Here is a 19,184-nt window from a genome sequence, read left to right as displayed (position 1 = left end):
TAATGAAATATATCGGAATTGATGGTTGTAAGGCGGGTTGGATCGCTTGGATTGCCTCTGGCAATGAGCCACCTACGTTCAAAGTGGTAAACACACTCGATGAGTTGGTTGATGACCTTACGGGATCAACAACGTTAATCGATATGCCTATTGGTTTTAGTGATTCACTGACTCCAGATCGATTATGCGATAAAGCAGCAAGACGTTTCCTTACCAGCAAGCGTGGTTCTTCAGTGTTTCCTGTTCCGTGCCGAGAGGCGGTTTATCAAACCGATTACATTGCGGCGTGCAGTGCCAATGTGCAGCAGCTTGGTAAGAAGTTCTCCAAGCAAACTTGGGGTATCGTTCCTAAAATCCGAGAGCTAGATAAACTCATCGATGATCACCCACATTTATCGATCAGAGAGTCTCACCCTGAGGTGGTGTTTGCAGCTTTAAAAGGCGAGCCACTGACGTTTTCCAAACGAACACAAGAAGGTAAAGAGGAGCGGCTTTTTATTATTCAGCACCTTGCCCCTCAATGGTGCGAAGGCTTATCGTTGGCAATTTCAAACACCAAGCGTAAAGATGTCGCGATAGACGATATCTATGATGCGTTTGTACTGATGTCAATCGCCTATTACGCTCCGCAATTATCGACCTTACCTGAACTTTCTGATGTTGGTGGAGAAGCGGATGTCGACCAGAACGGACGAGTTAGAGAGATTGTCTATTGGAATAAAGCGCGCTAACAAATCGTGCGCTCAACTTGGCTTAATATGCTACTTTCCAATTCCTGCTACTTTTCACTCTTACTATTTTTGAGTCTTTGATATGAAACGTTTTATTGTCGGCTTGCTGGCCACTGTGCTCAGTGCTGCGAGTTATGCCCAAGTTGCCCCTATATCTCAATGGCAATGCGACATGATGAAAAAGAACAATGTTTTAAGTAATGGTGCGCCTGTTGGTTGTGAGCGACTATCCAAAGTGGATTTCGACTTCATTAATTTCAAAGGGGAAACGCAACAGGGCAATATGATCGTGCTTGATGTGGTTGCACCTGCTGTTGAACAAATTTTTTCGGAGCTCAAACAGCGCAATTTTCCTCTTCATTCTGCTCGCCTTATGCGTGAATTCAGAGGTGACGATAGCGCCTCAATGGACGCGAACAACAGCAGTGCCTTTAATGCTCGTCCTATTACAGGCGGAGGTGGTTGGTCGAAGCATGCTTATGGTGTGGCGATAGACATCAACCCAGTTCAAAATCCTTTCTTAGAGTTCGATAGCAACGGAAAGATCACGGTAAAGCCTTCACAATCTGCGACAAGTTATGTGAACCGTACTCGCTTTCGTGCGCGTGATGAACTTGAACGCCGCGGCATGGCTGAAGATGTGGTTGAGCTGTTTGCCCATCACGGATTTATGATCTGGGGAGGGGATTGGAATAGCCCAATCGATACTCAGCATTTTGAGGTCGGCTCAAGAAAGTTCGTTAATCAACTGCTTTCTAAATCACAACCGGAAGCGAAAGTGTTATTTGAGCGTTATGTCTACTCTTATCGACAGTGTTATCTCAAAAATAAAGGTGAGGGCGCAGAAAAAGCTCGTGCTATCTGTGCAAAGAAAACAGTCGGGACTTTTTAGTGCTATGTTTATCTAGAACCGTTTGTATTTTAGAAAGTTAAACTCGCTTCAGGTGTGTTTTGAATAGCTAAGGTCAGCGCTTGTCGTTGACCTTTTTTGTATTCATTTCTCCAATAGAACACCGAGCATTGAAAAGGTTATTGGGTATCTGTTATTCAATAATCGATAAGCGAATACAACGTAAAGTCATCGGTTTGTCATTGAAAAACTCATAGCGTTAACGTTATGTGAGAACCATTGCTGGTGGGGGAACTCTTCGCTGAAACACCAGTATTATTAGTGCACTGATCACAACGGACCAACTAATGAAAAAGATACCTTTGGCTCTAACTCTTTTAAGCACTTTGCTTTTTTCACAATATACTTTGGCTACTGATACTTCCCACACAACACAAAACCCTACTTACGAACTCGATGGCAAGGCGGTATTAGGCCGCACTGAGAACGTGTACCTATCTAGCGTTCAAGGGCTAAAAGACGTTCCTTTCATTGGTAAGATTGATACCGGTGCAGAAACTACCTCAATGCATGCTGAAGACATTCATGTGAGGAGCTCTTATGCCGACTACAAAAACCTTAAAGACAAAGAGTTGATGGCGGCGTTAACCGAAGATCTGTTGAACAATTCCGATGTTGCTTACGAAGATTGGGATGGCAAGACTTTTGCGAAATATGAGGCTGTAGTGTCTTTTAAGGTCCAAAACCCGCGTACCGGAGACATGGTATTAATTGAAGCACCTTTAGAGCGTGTCAGCATGATACGCAGCCGCACCAGCAGCACGCCTTTACTTCGTCCGACCGTAAAAATGTCACTGACCATTGCGGACCAAGAATTAAAAACAGACGTTAACCTGACCGACAGAAGCCATTTCTCAGCGCCAGTGCTGATTGGTAAAACCTTCCTAGCTGACAACGCTTTAGTGTTCGCTGGCTATGACTACTTGCAAGAGCAAGAAAAAGCGACCGTAGTTGGTCGAAAAGAGGTGGTGTCTATCTCGGGAATGGCGATGAACGCGACCTTCTCTTTAAAGAATCGCTACAGTACTTTGCATTCAAAAAATATCGATGTAGATAAGAAACACAACGAAGTCACGTTTGATGTGTTTGACAACGATGGCAAGCAGAAAGAGATCACGCTGCCATTAGTTCGTATGTTAAGCGTGAGTGGTAAGAAAAGACCATTGGTTTATGTGCCAGTTCAACTCGATGAAAATACCACCAAAGACGTTCTTGTTTACCTACGTGACCGCTCGAGTAGCGAGTCGCAGTTAAAGTTTGGTACAAGCACCGCCAGTGAGCTCTTCATGATTGATACCAATGCTGAGAATATTCTTTCTGAAGGTTCTGAGAATTTCAGTGATGTTGCTAAAAAGAGTGAACCTTTGGTCATTTCTCCAGAAGAGGACATCACTCTAGATGATTTTCCACTGAAGGCTGTTGCCTCTTTCACTGTTAATACTCCTTTATTGAAGGTCGACAGCTTTGAAATGACCGGTAAGGGCAAAGATGCTTCTGTTGAGTTTTATCTTACAGATGTAAATGGTGAGAAGCAGAAGGTGACAAAGCCAATTATTAAGAAACTTAAAGTTGGTGATGATACTCGTCCTGTTGTGAGTGGCGAGTTTGCAGTGTCTGGAAATGTTCGTACGCAAGAATTTGCTATCGATGTTCTCAATACGAATGAGAAAGAAGCTTACTTTATTTTAGGCAAGAAGATGGCAAAAGACGGTGTGTACGTAAACACTCGTTCTGACTATCTTTTGAAAGCTGAGCCACTGTTTAAAGTAGGGCACATCGAAGTCGTTGAAGTGAACGGCATGAAATTCCCAGCCAAGCTCGACACTGGCGCGGATGTTAGCTCAATGAACGCAGTCAACATCAAGCGATTCAAAAAAGACGGCCAAGACATGGTGAGCTTTACCTATCAAAACAACCAAGGCGATAAGCAAGACTTCACCAAGCCAGTGATTGATGTCATGCGAATTAAAGCCAAGAAAGGCGAGAAGGTAAATATTCGCCCTGTCGTTGAAATGAAGGTTAAGTTAGGTGACCTAGAGAAAGAGGTGAAGGTAAACCTTCAAGACCGCTCTCGCTTCGAATACAGCATGATCTTAGGTAAGAACTTCTTGAAGTACGGCGCAGTAGTCAGCAGCGATGAAGATTACTTGTTGGGTGATATGGAGTAACGAGTCAGCTTAATAAACGCGAAATAAAACAGCTCTAAGCGGCCACACATTTCAGTATTGGAATGTGTGGCTTTTTGTTGGGTGCCTGTTTTTCATATTGATTAAATAAGATCTAAATGATTGTTGTTTAAGTGGTTTTACTATTAGTGCACTAAGTGCAGACAAACAAAAAGGGCCAACTCTTTCGAGTTGGCCCTTTCCAAACGTTTGGTGGAGCTGGCGGGAGTTGAACCCGCGTCCAAAAATCATTCATCATTGGTACTACATGCTTAGTCGATCTTTAATTTCACCAGCAACCTGCGAACCGACACGCTAGTTAAAGGCTAACCTGAATTATAATTCGCGCTTTTCCTCTCAGGTGGGAGAAGCCACGCTAGCTAGTTTGGGTTTGATCTCTTATTGGTCCCCGTCTTACGAGCGGAAGCTAGGGTAAGAGAGCTCTGAGCAGGTTATTAAGCTGCTAGTGCGTAGTTTTCGTCGTTTGCGACTATTTTTTTGCGGCTTTTTACGTGGCCAACCGCCCCACGGCATGCACCTCAGACTTCAAAATTCCTGTCGAATCCTAAATCAGCCCCAAGTGTTATTTGCATAGTACCAGAAAAGCTTAACCTGTCTAGCACTGTGCGTTTAAGTGCTTAAAATTAGCGCAAATTACTCTTCATAATTCGTGCTTTATCTCTCGCCCAATCTTTTTCTTTCATATCAGTACGTTTATCGTGCAGCTTTTTACCTTTCGCAACGCCAACTTTAATCTTCGCCCAAGAGCGAGACCAGTAAAGTGCGGTTGCGACAAGTGTCATGCCTTCACGGTTAATACGACCGATAAGGTTGTCGAGTTCTTTTCTCGACATAAGGAGTTTACGAATACGTGTTGGGTTCGCCACGATATGAGTACTCGCTTGAGTTAGCGGAGTAATCGTCATACCACTGATGAATGCTTCGCCATCTCGGATGTAAACGTAGCTTTCTGCGATATTGGTTTTGCCTTCACGTAGGGATTTTACTTCCCAGCCTTGTAGCTCAAGCCCCGCTTCTATCTCATCATCGATGAAATATTCGTGGCGAGCTTTCTTATTAAGCGCAATGGTATTGCTACCGGCTTTTGATTTTGATTTATTCTTTGCCATAATGGCCCCATTATACGGATTGCGCCCTAGATGGGGAATCCTTTTTATTTGCGCTCTGGCCCAATACAATTAAAATTGCAGTTTGTGTTAATGTAACGCTGTCTTTAACAGGAGTCTATATGCCAAAGGTTACTCGTTCAGCATTAGTGTCGTTTAGTGCCGACCAGATGTTCAGCCTGGTCAATGATGTTGCTCGTTATCACGAGTTTTTGCCAGGATGTTCTGGTTCACGTGTGATCGAATCTTCAGATTCAACTATGGTGGCTTCGGTTGATGTCTCTAAAGCCGGTATCAGCAAAACATTTACTACGTCTAACCGTTTAGCGGAAGGTGCTGAGATCTTGATGGAACTGGTAGATGGCCCCTTTAAAAAGCTGCAGGGTGGTTGGTATTTTACACCGCTCGACGAGCAAGCTTGTAAGGTTGAACTTAAGCTAGAATTTGAATTCTCTAGCCGTATGATTGAAATGGCTTTTGGTAAGATTTTCAATGAGCTGACGAGTAATATGGTCAGTGCTTTTACCCAACGCGCGAAACAGGTTTACTAAACCATGACTATTGAATCAGATATGATCCACGTAGAAGTTGTGTTTGCACTTCCACACGAGCAGCGTGTGTTTACCTTAGTTGTGAACAAGAACGCGACCGTCGAAGAGATTATCGCGCAGTCAGGTGTATTGGAGTTGTATCCAGAGATCGACTTGGCGAAGAACAAGGTTGGTGTATTCAGCCGTAACGTTAAGTTAGATGCGACGGTGCGTGATAAAGACCGTATCGAAATCTATCGTGCATTATTGGCTGATCCAAAAGAGATTCGCCGTAAACGTGCAGAACAAGCGAAAGCCGCTGCTGCCAAGTAGTATTGTAAAACGATTTTGATTGAGAAGAGCTCGCTATGTTGGCGAGCTTTTTTATGCCTGCAGGTTAGACAACGCATATGAATTTGTTAGCGGGTATTAAAAAGCCTGCTGATTGAGCAGGCCTTTGTGATTCTTGCTTTGTCGACTGAAAGCTAGCGAAGGCTTTCGAAGAACTCATCACTGGCTTCAAAGTCACCATTGATCGTTACTAGGGTGCCAGTGGCATCAAAGTTCACAACAAGGTTTTTCTGAATCGGGTCTTCGTGGCCTTTTTGGTGGTGGTAAATGTAGTACCACGTATCAGGGTAGCCATTTTCGATAAGCATAGGTGAGCCCATAACGTAACGAACTTGTGTTTTTGTCATGCCAAACTTGAGCTGGTCGACAGCTTCTTGTTCAACATAGTTACCCTGATTGATGTCAATTCGATAAACCAACTTCTCTAGTAGGGAGCAACCGGTCAACATTGTTAGTGCAAGTGGAACTGCAACTAACCACTTTTTAATTCGCATAGTTTGAGATCTTTCTTCGCTAAAATACTGCCTGATAATAAACAAGCTCCAGCAAGAAGTAAAAAGCTCCTTGCGCTTTGAGCTTGTTATGACTGGCAATTTTGAATTAAGTTGCAAAATTGCCAAGATTTTTGGGTAAATTATCAGAAAGTTGCTGAATATGTAACCTAAGCTGCGATTAATAACTCTTTTGCATTGGCAAGCGTCGATTCGGTAATCTGGCTGCCTCCAAGCAGTCGAGCCAGTTCTGAAACGCGTTGTTGCTCATCAAGCGTGTGCATTTGGGTCTCTGTTTTGCCTGATTTCGTGTTCTTGGCTACAAACAGTTGTTGGTGTCCACAACCTGCCACTTGAGGTAAGTGCGTCACACACATAACTTGGGTTGATTCGCCGAGCTTACGTAGCATTTTTCCGACAACCGCAGCGGTTGGTCCACTGATACCCACATCGACTTCATCGAAAATCAGGCTTGGTGTATCTACTTTTTGTGCGGTGATCACCTGAATCGCCAGCGAGATTCGTGATAACTCACCACCAGAGGCCACTTTAGCAATTGGCTGCATTGGTTGACCTGGGTTGGTCGAAACAATGAAGGTCACGTTATCCATACCCAAAGGAGAAGGGTGCGTATTAGTGTTACTCACTTCAATGGCAAACTGGGCTTTTTCCATGCTCAGTTCGTGCATGCTTTGTGTGATCAGTTTGTTTAGCTCTTTTGCGTAACGAGCTCGAGATTTATGAAGCTTTTCTGATTTAGCAACGAACGATTGGTATTGGTTTTCTACTTCGTTTGCTAGTTCTTCCAACTTTTCATCAGAGCAATCCAGCGCTTCAACTTGTTGTAGCAAGTCTTGATGGTGCTTATAAAGCTCTTCAGGTAATACGTGGTGTTTACGAGACATCGACATCACTTTAGAGAAACGCTCCTCAACGTAAGCCATACGACCGGGATCAACATCAATGCAGTCTAGGTATGTTCTTAGCTCGTTGTTGGTTTCTTCGATCTGAATTATCGCTTCAGAAAGCAAGTTCGGTAACTCAGCCAATCTTTCATCTAGTTCAGCTAACTGAATTAAGGAGTTATTGGCCGATTGCAGAATACCAAGCGCATTAACTTCTTCGCCTTCATAAATAAGCTCGATAGCTTGCTGACAGGTTGTGGCCAGTTCTCCGCTATTGGAGAGGCGCTTATGCTCTTGTTCGAGGTCTTCATATTCTTCCTCCCCAATAGACAGCTCATTTAACTCTTTGATTTGGTACTCAAGTAGTTGTTTTTGAGCTTGGTTTTGCTGGCTATTTTCACGTAACTCTTTTAAGTGGTTATCCGCTTGTCGCCACGCTTGGTAAGCATTACGTGTCGATTTCAATAGGTTCAAGTGACCTGCATATTGATCAAGCATGGCCATTTGGTAGTCGCTCTTCATTAACTGGTGATGAGCATGTTGACCATGAATGTTGATCAGCAGTTGGCCAAGTGATTTCAATTGCGAAAGAGGAACCGGGCTGCCGTTGATGAATGCGCGAGAGCGACCTTCTTTAGAGATAGTTCTGCGCAGGATGCACTCACTGCCATCAAGTAGTTCGTTGTCTTCTAACCAGCGGGTAGCGTGCAGATTGTTCTCAAGTAAAAAAGCGGCACTGACTTCGGTTTTTTCTTCACCTTGTCGAACCATTCCTGCATCTGATCTTCCTCCAAGACATAAGCCTAAAGCGTCAATAGCGATAGATTTACCCGCACCAGTTTCCCCGGTGATTGTTGTCATGCCTTTAGAGAGTTCTAGCTGTAAAGACTTAACAATAGCGAAATTATTAACACTTAAATGAGCCAGCATTTTTATTTACCTGTATAACTGAACAATACTGTATATAAGTTCAGTATATACTGTTTCTTTATACAGTAAAGTCGTCAGGTGAAAATTTTTTGCGACAGCTCTCAGAATTAAACTTGTCTGTAGATCACTGAAACCGCTATAGATTCCTAACTCAGTTGTTCGTCCTTCTTGGGAGTAACGATCTCTGGGGTAGGTGTGAAGGTAGAGCTGGTGGGCGTCTTAGTGGCAATAAAAAAGGCTGACGAACGTCGTCAGCCTTTCAAAGTCATTCGTTTTTTTACTTAGAACAGCTTACTCGACCAGCCTAGTTTGTTACGTAGGACATGGTAGTAGTTGTAGTCTTTAGGGTGGATCAGCTTGAGCACGTTCGGGCTTTGGTAAATGTGGATCTCATCGCCAGGAGAAACCGGCAGCGAGATTTGACCATCGCAGCTTACTTCCTGAGTTCCGCGGTTATCAGGTGATACGATTAGCTTGATACGACGCTTTCCATCTACCACAAGTGGGCGACTTGAAAGGGTGTGTGGGAACATTGGCACTAATGAGATCGCATTTAGGCTTGATGATAGGATTGGACCACCACCAGAAAGAGAATACGCGGTAGAACCTGTCGGAGTTGAGACAATCAAACCATCAGAACGTTGTGAGAAAGCAAAGCTGTCATCGATATACACTTCGAACTCGATCATGTGCGCAACTTGACCGGGGTGGAGTACTGCTTCGTTGAGTGCGGCGTTGTGGCTTTTTATTTGGCCGTGACGATGAATTTCCGTTTCAAGTAAGAAGCGTTCTTCTTCCATGAACTCGCCTTTGAGTACATCGGTGAGCGCACTCTGGAAGTTTTCAGGGTTGAGGTCGGTAAGGAAACCAAGATTACCTCGGTTGACACCAATCACTGAAATGTCGAAACGTGACAAAATTCTAGCAGCACCGAGCATATTTCCATCACCACCGACTACAATGGCGAGATCGGCACGTTTACCTAATTCAATCAGGCTAGAAAAATGTTCTTTTGGGATGTCGTCTAAAATAGTGGCGAGTCTGTCATCAACAAACACTTGGTATCCCTCAGCACTTAACCACTGATAGATCTCTCTATGCGTCTGAATTGCTTGCTGATCTCGAGGTTTACCGATAATGGCGATGACTTCAAATGGCTTTTTCATAACGTTTCCAAACGAATTAGGCTTGAATCAAAATTCTTCATCCCCATAATAAAGGCAAGTTGAACGTCTATGCGAGTGTTTTATATCAATTTGGGGCGCAAACACGCCTGTCACTTGCATTGAAAACGAATTCTGGAGATATCATGAGCAACGAAGAAAACAAAGTAACCGAAGAAGAGCTAGATCAGATCATTGCTGAAGCTGAGAAAGTTGAAGAAGCTGAACTGAACGAAGACGCTGCTGATGAGCAGGAAGCAAAAATCGCTCAACTAGAAGCAGCACTGCTTTCTAGCGAATCTAAAGTGAAAGAGCAGCAAGATTCTGTTCTTCGCGCAAAAGCTGAAGTTGAAAACATGCGTCGCCGTAGCGAGCAAGAAATTGATAAAGCGCGTAAATTCGCTTTAAACAAGTTTGCTGAAGGTCTACTTCCTGTAATCGACAACCTAGAGCGTGCAATGCAAGCGGCAGATGCTGAAAACGAAGTGGTTAAGCCACTGTTTGAAGGTGTTGAGCTAACGCACAAAACGTTCGTAGATACCGTTGCTAAGTTTGGTCTTAAAGAGATCAATCCTGAAGGTGAAGTGTTCAACCCTGAATTCCATCAAGCGATGTCTATCCAAGAAAGCCCAGATCATGAATCAAACACGGTTATGTTCGTAATGCAAAAAGGCTACGAACTAAACGGTCGTGTGGTTCGCCCTGCGATGGTTATGGTTGCTAAGTAATTACGTATTACGTTGCCAAGTGATTGACTGGTACATTGACTAAGTCAGTCGCCACGACAAAATAAATCACTGGTTTGCGTAAAACAAAAAGAGAGGTCTATGCCTCTCTTTTTTTGTGCCTATAACTTGAGAATCCACGTAAATAAGCATCAAAACCGCATTAAGAATGTCGTTCTTTTAATTTTATTCAGATCAGCTGTTTAGAGTTTTGTGTTATGAAACTTGTTGTGATTGAGTGAATGTTTTGATGTCACATTTGTGATGTTTTTGTAAATAAATACTTTTAATTGTTATCATTGTATGTAAAATCCACTGCCATATAGCGATTTTAGTCGCATATACAACTATAAAAGTACAAATTTCAAACACAACAAACTGGAGAAGAACGATGGATAAATCGCTCTCAAGTAAGATTTTTGTAGGCTTGTTTGCCGGCCTACTTATTGGTACTGCTATTCAGTACCTATTCAGCGGAATCGCTATTTTTGACACTTACCTACTTGGTGCTGCGGAAGGCGCTGGTGGTATGTTCGTATCACTTATCAAGTTGCTTGTAGTGCCTCTTGTATACGTATCTATTGTTTGCGGTATTGTTGAGCTAAAAGATATTCGCTCATTTGGTCGTCTTGGTGGTAAAACCTTTGGTCTTTACATTATTAACACCATCATCGCGATCTCTGCTGCGCTAACGATTGGTCTTATTTTCCAACCAGGTGCAGGTGCAAACCTAGCGGGTACGGTTTCTGAGACAATTGCGCTTACAACAACAGAAACACCAGATATCTTCTCTCTTGTTGTTAACATCGTTCCTAGCAACCCTGTAGAAGCGTTTGCTAGCGGTGATATGCTACAAATCATCTTCATGGCAATTTTGACAGGTCTTGCTATTCAAGCGCTTGATTCTCGTGGTGGCCCTGCTATCAAGACATTCAAGATGGCTAATGAAATCATGATGAAGCTTATCGGCCTAGTAATGAGCCTGGCGCCTTACGGTGTATTTGCTCTGATGATTCAACTGGGTGCAACATTGGATGCAGACACGCTAATGTCAGTGGCTGGCTATGTAGCGCTTGTAGTTGCAATGCTTGTGTTCTGGATTTTCTTCTTCTACCCAATGATGGTTGGTTCATTCACTGGTATTTCTCCAAAGCAATTCCTACGTGCAACTCGTGAGCAAGTTCTATTCTCACTATCTACAGCAAGTTCGAACGCTACAATCCCAGTAACAATGCGCACTCTTACTGACAAGCTAAACGTGTCTAAATCAGTAGCGGGTTTCGGTGTACCACTAGGTGCAACAATGAACATGTCAGGTGTATCTATCTACATCGCACTGGCAACTATGTTCGTAGCAAACGCATTTGGTCAGCCTATCAACACTGCTGATATCTTCACTCTAGGTCTAACTATCCTGCTTCTTTCTATCGGTGCTGGTGGTGTTCCAGGTGGTGGTGTAGTGATGGTCGGTGTTCTATTGCACCAACTAGGTTTACCACCAGAAGGTCTAGCAATTGTTGCTGCTGTTGACCGTATCTGTGACATGTTCTGTACTTCTTCAAACGTAGTTGGTGATACAGCGGTGAACACTATCGTTGCTAAATCTGAAAACGAAATTGGCGTTGAAGCTAACGAAGAAGCTGAGCTACAAAAAGCAGAAGCTTAATTCAGAGACTCTTTCCGCTATAGATTTAATCTGAGCTGAAACCCTGAGTAGATAAACGGAGCCTAAGTGGCTCCGTTTTTTATTGGGTGAGAAGGTCACCTTATCTATTTTTACTCAACAAACGATAGTGGAGTCTGAATGGTTGTGTGAGGAGCATCTCATCTATAGTCAGCTGACAGAAACAGGATCTTGCTATAAGAAAGAGTGATAGAGGGCGAATAAACCCAGCTATGGGACTTATATAGCCGGTAATGATATGTATTCGTGCCTAATCATTCCTTTTATTAAAATAAATGTAAAAAAATCCCTTTTCACCCTTGAAAAGGCTTCGTGAGCCCTTATCTATGGTGCATACGAAAGCAAATTACATTTGCACTTTAATTTTGTGTATTAGGGTTGAATCCCTGATTCCCACCCCCACATATGTGGGTATAGCAAAAACTAAATAATATAGATTCGGAGATGGCCTGATGGGTAAAATCATTGGTATTGATTTAGGTACTACTAACTCTTGTGTTGCTGTTCTTGACGGCGACAAACCACGCGTAATTGAAAATGCTGAAGGCGAGCGTACAACAGCATCGGTAATCGCATACACAGAAGGCGAAACGCTAGTTGGTCAACCTGCAAAACGTCAAGCTGTTACTAACCCTCAAAACACACTATTCGCTATCAAGCGTCTAATCGGTCGTCGTTTTGAAGATGAAGAAGTTCAACGCGATATCGAAATCATGCCTTTCAACATTGTTAAGGCTGACAACGGTGATGCATGGGTTGAAGCGCAAGGCCAAAAAATGGCTGCTCCTCAAGTATCTGCTGAAGTTCTTAAGAAAATGAAGAAAACAGCTGAAGACTTCCTAGGCGAAGAAGTAACTGGCGCAGTTGTTACTGTTCCTGCTTACTTCAACGATGCTCAACGTCAAGCAACTAAAGATGCTGGCCGTATCGCTGGTCTAGATGTTAAACGTATCATCAACGAACCAACTGCTGCTGCTCTAGCTTACGGCCTAGACAAGCAAGGTGGTGATCGCACTATCGCTGTATACGACCTTGGTGGTGGTACATTCGATATCTCTATCATCGAAATCGATGAAGTAGAAGGCGAGAAGACTTTCGAAGTTCTTTCAACTAACGGTGACACTCACCTTGGTGGTGAAGATTTCGATAACCGCATGATCAACTACCTAGTAGATGAGTTCAAGAAAGAGCAAGGTATCGACCTTAAAGCTGATCCACTAGCAATGCAGCGTGTTAAAGAAGCAGCAGAAAAAGCGAAAATCGAGCTTTCTTCTACTACTCAAACTGACGTAAACCTACCTTACGTTACTGCTGATGCGACTGGTCCTAAGCACATGAACATCAAAGTGACTCGTGCGAAGCTTGAGTCTCTAGTTGAAGACCTAGTTCAACGTTCTCTTGAGCCACTAAAAGTTGCTCTTGCAGATGCTGACCTATCTGTAGGCGAAATCACTGACGTTATCCTAGTTGGTGGTCAAACACGTATGCCTATGGTTCAAGCTAAAGTAACTGAATTCTTCGGTAAAGAGCCACGTAAAGACGTGAACCCTGACGAAGCTGTTGCAATGGGTGCTGCTGTTCAAGGTGGTGTACTAGCTGGTGACGTTAAAGACGTTCTACTACTAGACGTTACTCCTCTATCTTTCGGTATCGAAACGATGGGCGGCGTGATGACTAAGCTTATCGAGAAAAACACAACTATCCCTACTAAAGCGGATCAAGTGTTCTCTACAGCTGAAGACAACCAAAACGCAGTAACTATCCACGTTCTTCAAGGTGAGCGTAAGCAAGCGACTTACAACAAGTCTCTTGGTCAGTTCAACCTAGAAGGTATCCAACCAGCACCACGTGGCATGCCACAAATCGAAGTAACATTCGACCTAGATGCTGATGGTATCCTGAACGTATCTGCTAAAGATAAAGCGACAGGTAAAGAGCAGAAGATCACTATCCAAGCATCAGGCGGTCTGTCTGAGGAAGAGATCGAAGCAATGGTACAAGAAGCAGAAGCTAACAAAGAAGCGGACAAAAAGTTCGAAGAGCTAGTAACTGCACGTAACCAAGCTGACCAAATGATTCACGGTACTCGTAAGCAAGTAGAAGAAGCTGGTGAAGCTCTACCTGCAGACGAGAAAGAGAAGATCGAAGCAGCTATCACGGCACTAGAAGAAGTTAAGTCTGGTAACGACAAAGAAGCTATCGACGCTAAAGTTCAAGAACTTATGCAAGCAGCTCAAAAGCTAATGGAAATTGCTCAACAGAAAGCTCAAGCTGAACAAGCTGGTGCTGATGCTGGTGAACAACCTAAGCAAGACGACGACGTGGTAGACGCGGAGTTTGAAGAAGTTAAAGACGACAAAAAGTAATTTCGTCGCAGAGTAGCCTGATTTCGTTGTCGGAAGTGCTCACCTACTAGCGTAGGCTCCGCGCTTCCTTCTAGAACTCAAGCTATCTGCTTAGAAATTTGTCTCGAAGACTTATTAATACGGGCGTCAGAGGTAACTCTCACGCCCGTAAATTTGTATTTAGACTTGTCGATCTAGATAATAGCTTTATTCGGCGTTTCAGCCGGCAGAACTTTTATCTAGATTGATACACAGACTACTGAAGTGATCATTCGGTAGTAGCAATTATTTTGGTGACCTAGAACATGTCAAAACGTGATTTTTACGAAGTATTAGGCGTAAGCCGCGATGCATCAGAGCGCGATATTAAAAAAGCGTACAAACGCTTAGCGATGAAATTCCACCCGGACCGTAACCAGGGTGACGACACCGCAGCAGATAAGTTTAAAGAAGTAAAAGTAGCGTACGAGATCCTAACCGATTCTCAAAAGAAAGCAGCTTATGACCAATACGGTCACGCAGCCTTTGAACAAGGTGGCATGGGCGGCGGCGGTGGTTTCGGCGGCGGTGGCCAAGGTGACTTCGGCGATATCTTTGGTGACGTATTTGGCGACATCTTCGGCGGCGGTCGTCGTGGTGGCGGTCAACAGCGTGCACAACGCGGTTCAGACCTACGTTACAACATGGAACTGACGCTAGAAGAAGCGGTTCGTGGTGTTTCTAAAGAGATCGAAGTTCCAACACTTGTAGAGTGTGATACTTGTGACGGTAGCGGCGCGAAAGCGGGTTCGTCTGCACAAACTTGTGGCACTTGTCATGGCCACGGCCAAGTACAAATGCGCCAAGGTTTCTTTGCGGTTCAACAGACTTGTCCTACTTGTAACGGTAAAGGCAAGATCATCAAAGACCCATGTAACTCATGTCATGGTCAAGGTCGTAAGCAGAAGACGAAAACACTTAACGTTAAGATCCCTGCTGGTGTTGATACTGGCGATCGTATTCGTCTATCTGGCGAAGGTGAAGCGGGAGAGCAAGGCGCTCCAGCTGGCGACCTATACGTACAAGTACACGTAAAAGAGCACAACATCTTTGAGCGTGACGGCAACAACCTTTACTGCGAAGTACCAGTAAGCTTCTCTATGGCTGCTCTAGGCGGTGAAGTTGAAGTTCCAACACTGGATGGTCGTGTAAATCTTAAAGTGCCAGAAGAAACACAAACTGGTCGTATGTTCCGTATGCGTGGCAAAGGCGTGAAAGGCGTTCGTGGCGGCGGTGTGGGTGACCTAATCGTTAAGCTAGTGGTAGAAACACCAGTTAAGCTAAGCTCTCGTCAGAAAGAACTACTGCGTGAATTCGAAGAAACATGTTGTGGCGAAGCGGCAAGCAAGCACAAGCCAAAATCTGAAGGCTTCTTCAGCGGCGTTAAAAACTTCTTCGATGACCTAACTAAGTAATTAGGTTGTTGATACTTTTGGTTGCGATACCTTAAGTTGCTGATAATAAGAGAAAGCCTGCTCATGTAGCAGGTTTTTTTGTGTCTGTAGTTTCGGAAAAAGAAGCTCAGAGAAGAAAGAGTTGAGATTTCTCATATCAATTCTAGAGCCCTTTGTTGGTTACTCTTGTTACTTCCAACATGCTTCAGGTTCTGAAGTACCTGAGTGGTGCAATTCTAAAATATCGGTGTTTGAACTTAAGCAGTCATCGTTCGTTTGCGGTGAAAGTGGTTCAGCCTGAATCGAATAGGTGGTGCTACTTGCCGAGATTGCTAGCGTGTACCGGCTAGTATCGGTATCACAAAATAAACATGTCCCTCCTGAAATAATACTCTCCGCAGCTGATGCATAGTTCCCTGTGTATAGTGTTTCTATCTCCAATTGTATCTTTGTCATATCAGCCATCGCTGTGACTCGATGCGCCTTTATTACATGCTTCGTATAACTTGGGTACGCAATGGCACCAAGCATCCCTACGATAGCGACAGCGAGCAATAACTCGATCAATGTCATCCCTCTCATGCTTATGTTGTTGCTGTTGCATATATTTCTTCGAATCATCGCGAGTAGTTTCCTTTCATTGCTCTGTCCATTCTTCTCCGGTGGTAGCATCGCTGCAAGATTAAATATGGTTACGCACTGAATTACATAGGAATTTGGGAAATGACTCGCGGGTTTACTTTATTAGAGCTGTTAGTAACGGTATCGGTTTTGTCGATACTGATAGCGACGGCTGCCCCGAGTTTTAGTTCGGTTACTGAAACCGTCAAGATGCAGCGACTCGCAGGAGAGTTAAATGGTTTTCTCATTCAAGCCAAGTCTGAATCGGTTAAAAGGAATCAAGATCTGTGGGTACATTTCTCTATGGATAAAAATGAGGTGCAATCAACCGGGGAGTGGACAATACGTTTAAAGCCAACGGAAGACCTTTCTGGTGAAACGTTACTGATGTTGTCGGGTGAACCATTTCGAGATGTATCGTTTTCTCATAACTACACCGGTGCAAGAATCAGCTTTGAGAGTGTAAGAGGAAGGCCTGCCAGGGGGGCAATTTACCTATTCCCTAATGGTGCTTCCACCGATCGACTTTTGATCAAGCTATCTAGCCCCCCAGGACGAATTAAGGTATGCGGCGAGTCGAGCGCTCAGTATGGCTATTATGCGTGTTAAGCCGATCATGGCAGCGCCTAGTAAGCAACGAGGCACATCATTGATTGAGTTAATGGTGGCGTCTGTGATTGGTGTATTCGCTATTTCAATTATCGGGAGTGTTTTTATCACCGGGCAGAGAATTGCTAAAGATAAGGGCATTGAACTATTACTGCTGCAAAACCTAACCAGCACTATGCAGGTCATGAAAGAAGATATCCAACGAGCGGGCTATGATGGGTCTAACGGTTATTCAATCAAGTTATCTGGTGCAACGGACACCATTCAAGTCAGCGGTGGTGTTGCTATTGGTTTTATTTACTTCCGAGAGGGCTCAAGCGCAAGTAAAGATCATCGAAATATCGTTTACAGAAAAAATGGAACCAAACTGCAAATATGTGAGAAGGGCACCATTGTATCGGAGGCAATCCCTACATTTCATGAGGTTACTGGATGTTACTCACTTTTCGATGACAACCTCATTGATGTTGATGAGTTCAGCATTAATTCCCAAGTATTAGAGCAGAACTCTATCAAGAGCACATTTACTGACATTAGTATCACAGCCTCAATTCCAACCGCAGGTATTTCCAAATCGGTTTCGGTTTCCGTTAAACAAAGGAACTGGCAATGATGATATTTAGAAAGCAGCGCGGCGTGGTGACCTTGTTGGTGACATCGGTTCTTTTAGTTGGAGCTTTGGTGGTGACGCTAGGCACGTATCGCAGTGTTTTCCATCAAATTAAAGTCGCTCAAAACGAGGTCGAGGGGCGTAAAGCCCATTGGTTAGCAGAAGGTGGTTTAGAGTGTGGTTTCACTTACATCGCCGAAAATGACCTGACTACTATTCCCAATGACTTAATGGATCATTGTCAGCAATCGAAAGTTGTTACGTTGGAATCAGAAGTCCTCACACCGAATATATTGGTGTCGCGTTCAGAGTCTTTAGCGTTAAACAAAGAGATTAGCTTTGAAGATGCTTCGGGATTAGGAGTAATGCAAACCAATTCGAGTTTAGAATTTATTTCAGATCACAACATCGACATTAATCCCGATATTGCTCTTACCGCTGTTGATGGTATTAACGAGTGTGTCTCAGTTCGATTTCTAGATAGTGTCATCTATAAGAAAAAGGGAGGGGGACGTTTAAAGACCATTACTCCAGAATCATCTCCTTTTCCTACCTTTGAGTCTTGCCAACCAACCACTGATATTAGCATTGATGCAACCATCGATTCTGTTGGGGCACTGCCTTCAAACTCTTTTCAATCAGACTTCAAATTTGATCCGAATATCGATACGTTCTCTAATTACTTTGGAGTCCCTAAAACATCAGAGAATATTGACCAAATTAAGCTTGATTATCATGTTGTAGACCTTATTGATCGGACAGTATCTCCCCCTAAGCATATTGATTTGGTTGATGGTGAATATGAAGGAAACAAGTGTAGCAAAGCCATTAATGATGCCTTTTCAAGTGGGAAGAATAAGGTATGGGTTATAGGCGATTGCGTCGTTTATTCACCTGCGATTAATGTAGTTGAACCTGTCCCAGGGGTTATTACTCCACGCTCTCTGGTGATTCAAGATGGCATCGTTGCGAACGGTAACGCGAGCGTATTTGATGGGTCTTTTTATCATTTAAATGATATGGGCGTATTCGATAACCCTAACTCTCCCGACACTGATACCGACCTACTGAGTGGTTTGTGGGCTAAAGTTCCAGATACAATTCCTATCGCTAGTTTAGTACAAAGCAACTCAGTTTATATTGGATTTGCTTCTTTTTTCCCGAAAGGCGGGATGTTTTTTGATTCCACTGGAGGACTATCGACAATTCAGGGTTCAATCAATTTGGATTATACCGGTGAATACAACCCTCATAGTGCTCCTTTGAAAGCGAAGTGGAAACGAGGATCATGGAATGATTTCTAAGAGCTCAGGTTTTAGCTTGATAGAGGTTCTTATCTCTTTTCTGTTGATTGGTGTTGCCTCACTAGGATTGGTAAAATTGCAGGTATATGCTGAACAAAAATCGGATTTTGCGCTTCATAGCGTAGAAGCTCTGCATTTTGCTGAAAGGCAATTGGAGTATTACCGAACTCGAGCGAGTAACGTCAGCGGGGCGGTCGGGCTAATTCCTTTCTCTGAACTAAGTGAGGCGCACCATTGTCTCAACATGGCAAGCCCAGTTCCCTTGTCCGGTTTATCGGGCTCTGCGTATGCGATGACCTGTGATGTCACCGATGCCAGTGGCGCTTTGTTTGGCGCTCTGAAAAATATTACTGTCACAATTGCATGGCAAGATCGTATGAACTATGCGCAAAGCATTTACCTAGAAACTATGTTATCCAAATACAGTGAGTTTGATTGACCCTCAAGCAAACGTTTACTGCATGCCAAGGCTTGTGCCACTCTATTTGCTGGTAGTTTTCACTCCTCGGACATTGTTTACGTGCTAGTTAAAACTCTGTATATGGAATGG

The 19,184-nt window shown here is 43.7% G+C and carries 18 protein-coding genes and 1 other RNA gene; 13 read left to right on the top strand and 6 right to left on the bottom strand.

The genetic code is table 11. From position 1 onward, the window contains the following. Positions 1-2: 2 nt before the first annotated feature. The 3 genes from BCT34_RS11285 to BCT34_RS11275 all read left to right on the top strand — a co-directional run bounded on the left by BCT34_RS11285 (position 3) and on the right by BCT34_RS11275 (position 3,809). On the top strand, positions 3-731 hold the full coding sequence (locus BCT34_RS11285; protein ID WP_076654669.1) for a DUF429 domain-containing protein: 729 nt from the start codon (positions 3-5) through the stop codon (positions 729-731). 82 nt (positions 732-813) lie between these two features. Further along, a complete protein-coding gene (locus tag BCT34_RS11280; protein ID WP_076654668.1) occupies positions 814-1,623 on the top strand; it encodes a M15 family metallopeptidase in 810 nt (269 codons plus the stop codon). A 305-nt stretch (positions 1,624-1,928) separates the two neighbouring features. Continuing rightward, the gene (locus BCT34_RS11275; RefSeq protein ID WP_076654667.1) at positions 1,929-3,809 is read left to right on the top strand and encodes a RimK/LysX family protein; all 1,881 of its coding nucleotides are present in this window, start codon (positions 1,929-1,931) and stop codon (positions 3,807-3,809) included. A gap of 208 nt (positions 3,810-4,017) precedes the next feature. On the opposite strand, the gene ssrA is transcribed toward BCT34_RS11275, so the two are convergent. Together ssrA and smpB are read right to left on the bottom strand one after the other, a co-directional pair. After that, positions 4,018-4,384: a transfer-messenger RNA gene (gene ssrA / locus BCT34_RS11270) on the bottom strand. A 66-nt stretch (positions 4,385-4,450) separates the two neighbouring features. After that, positions 4,451-4,936 carry an SsrA-binding protein SmpB gene (gene smpB, locus BCT34_RS11265; protein WP_004735156.1) on the bottom strand — a complete coding sequence of 162 codons (486 nt, stop codon included), beginning with the start codon at positions 4,934-4,936 and terminating at the stop codon, positions 4,451-4,453. A gap of 119 nt (positions 4,937-5,055) precedes the next feature. Between smpB and BCT34_RS11260 the strand changes: the two genes are divergently transcribed. Together BCT34_RS11260 and BCT34_RS11255 are read left to right on the top strand one after the other, a co-directional pair. Further along, positions 5,056-5,484: an SRPBCC family protein gene (locus tag BCT34_RS11260; RefSeq protein ID WP_076654666.1), complete on the top strand. Its 429-nt coding sequence runs from the start codon at positions 5,056-5,058 to the stop codon at positions 5,482-5,484. A gap of 3 nt (positions 5,485-5,487) precedes the next feature. Then, positions 5,488-5,796, top strand: a complete 309-nt coding sequence (locus tag BCT34_RS11255) for an RnfH family protein (RefSeq protein WP_004737569.1) — start codon at positions 5,488-5,490, stop codon at positions 5,794-5,796. A 152-nt stretch (positions 5,797-5,948) separates the two neighbouring features. On the opposite strand, the gene bamE is transcribed toward BCT34_RS11255, so the two are convergent. The 3 genes from bamE to nadK all read right to left on the bottom strand — a co-directional run bounded on the left by bamE (position 5,949) and on the right by nadK (position 9,306). Next, the gene (bamE, locus tag BCT34_RS11250; protein WP_004735159.1) at positions 5,949-6,308 is read right to left on the bottom strand and encodes an outer membrane protein assembly factor BamE; all 360 of its coding nucleotides are present in this window, start codon (positions 6,306-6,308) and stop codon (positions 5,949-5,951) included. Between the two features lie 167 nt (positions 6,309-6,475). After that, positions 6,476-8,140, bottom strand: coding sequence for a DNA repair protein RecN (gene recN / locus BCT34_RS11245; RefSeq protein WP_076654665.1), 1,665 nt, complete (start codon positions 8,138-8,140; stop codon positions 6,476-6,478). Positions 8,141-8,421: 281 nt separating this feature from the next. Further along, positions 8,422-9,306: an NAD(+) kinase gene (gene nadK, locus BCT34_RS11240; RefSeq protein WP_076654664.1), complete on the bottom strand. Its 885-nt coding sequence runs from the start codon at positions 9,304-9,306 to the stop codon at positions 8,422-8,424. Positions 9,307-9,449: 143 nt separating this feature from the next. Between nadK and grpE the strand changes: the two genes are divergently transcribed. The 4 genes from grpE (at position 9,450) to dnaJ (ending at position 15,511) form a co-directional block, all read left to right on the top strand. After that, entirely contained in the window at positions 9,450-10,031 is a 582-nt protein-coding gene (gene grpE / locus BCT34_RS11235) for a nucleotide exchange factor GrpE (protein WP_076654663.1), read from the top strand. Between the two features lie 388 nt (positions 10,032-10,419). After that, positions 10,420-11,694: a dicarboxylate/amino acid:cation symporter gene (locus tag BCT34_RS11230; protein ID WP_019823920.1), complete on the top strand. Its 1,275-nt coding sequence runs from the start codon at positions 10,420-10,422 to the stop codon at positions 11,692-11,694. Positions 11,695-12,164: 470 nt separating this feature from the next. Continuing rightward, positions 12,165-14,078 carry a molecular chaperone DnaK gene (gene dnaK / locus BCT34_RS11225; RefSeq protein ID WP_076654662.1) on the top strand — a complete coding sequence of 638 codons (1,914 nt, stop codon included), beginning with the start codon at positions 12,165-12,167 and terminating at the stop codon, positions 14,076-14,078. Positions 14,079-14,362: 284 nt separating this feature from the next. Then, positions 14,363-15,511 carry a molecular chaperone DnaJ gene (gene dnaJ, locus BCT34_RS11220; protein WP_076654661.1) on the top strand — a complete coding sequence of 383 codons (1,149 nt, stop codon included), beginning with the start codon at positions 14,363-14,365 and terminating at the stop codon, positions 15,509-15,511. Between the two features lie 168 nt (positions 15,512-15,679). Here dnaJ and BCT34_RS11215 read toward each other — a convergent pair whose 3' ends face one another. Further along, positions 15,680-16,111, bottom strand: coding sequence for a type IV pilin protein (locus BCT34_RS11215; RefSeq protein WP_076654660.1), 432 nt, complete (start codon positions 16,109-16,111; stop codon positions 15,680-15,682). Between the two features lie 102 nt (positions 16,112-16,213). Here BCT34_RS11215 and BCT34_RS11210 point away from each other — a divergent pair, with 102 nt between their 5' ends. From BCT34_RS11210 to BCT34_RS11195, 4 genes are read left to right on the top strand one after another with little or no spacing between them, the layout of a single operon-like run. Then, entirely contained in the window at positions 16,214-16,720 is a 507-nt protein-coding gene (locus BCT34_RS11210) for a GspH/FimT family pseudopilin (protein ID WP_102305855.1), read from the top strand. Beyond that, a complete protein-coding gene (locus tag BCT34_RS11205; protein WP_076654658.1) occupies positions 16,701-17,333 on the top strand; it encodes a pilus assembly protein PilW in 633 nt (210 codons plus the stop codon). The genes BCT34_RS11210 and BCT34_RS11205 overlap by 20 nt, the downstream gene beginning before the upstream one ends. Continuing rightward, entirely contained in the window at positions 17,330-18,634 is a 1,305-nt protein-coding gene (locus BCT34_RS11200; protein ID WP_076654657.1) for a hypothetical protein, read from the top strand. The genes BCT34_RS11205 and BCT34_RS11200 overlap by 4 nt, the downstream gene beginning before the upstream one ends. Beyond that, entirely contained in the window at positions 18,624-19,073 is a 450-nt protein-coding gene (locus tag BCT34_RS11195; RefSeq protein WP_076654656.1) for a prepilin-type N-terminal cleavage/methylation domain-containing protein, read from the top strand. Before BCT34_RS11200 ends, BCT34_RS11195 begins: the two co-directional genes overlap by 11 nt. The last annotated feature ends 111 nt before the right edge of the window (positions 19,074-19,184 follow it).

The sequence above is a fragment of the Vibrio sp. 10N.261.45.E2 genome, assembly GCF_002875705.1.
Taxonomy (GTDB): domain Bacteria; phylum Pseudomonadota; class Gammaproteobacteria; order Enterobacterales; family Vibrionaceae; genus Vibrio.
The sequence above is the reverse complement of the archived record's forward strand: the minus strand, read 5'-3'. Positions and strand labels throughout refer to the sequence as shown.